The sequence below is a fragment of the Bacillus sp. P4_D3 genome (assembly GCF_056401855.1).
The window spans coordinates 1-569 of the sequence record NZ_JBFUIN010001303.1 but is presented as its reverse complement, the minus strand read 5'-3'; the positions used below and the strand labels follow the sequence as shown (position 1 = coordinate 569).

The 569-nt window shown below is 32.7% G+C and carries 1 pseudogene; it reads right to left on the bottom strand.

The window, feature by feature from the left end:
• Positions 1–569 (bottom strand): annotated as a pseudogene (locus AC1DTM_RS30965) (dynamin family protein); the annotation flags it as partial.

Below are 569 nucleotides of genomic sequence, written 5' to 3'. Positions count from 1 at the left end.
GCTACGTTGTCATTTATAATTTCTTGCTCTTGTAGTGTAAACTTCTCACTAACAATTTGTTTTTTACTTTGTAATATTTCGTCTATTTGTAATTCATCTGGTATAGAAACATGTTCATTCCAAATATCTCCTAAATAGATCTCATATTCCTCATACTTCTTAATGTATTGTAATTTCGTTTCTTTTGCTGTTTGTAACATCGTGTATTTTTCAATTTCTTCTTCAATACGAGCAATCTCTATCTTCACTTTCTTCTGCAATATACCCGTACTTTTCCCGAAAATTTGCTGAGATTTCATAAAGTATCTTTTCTTTAACTCATTTGCAACGTCAGCAGTATAAAGAAGTAAGTAATCACCGGTAAATCCAGCCCCTTGTTTAATTGTTTCAGCCAACACTTCCGGTCCGAAAGCAATCTCTAACGCATATATGTCTTTCCCTATTTCTTCTGTAAATAACCCTTCTTCTTTTAAGAAGGCTACAATAAATTCTTTCACATGAAAATCAAGTTGCGTTTCAACAGTCTTTTGAAGAGCAGAATAAAAAGCATCTACACGTCTCTGTTTTTC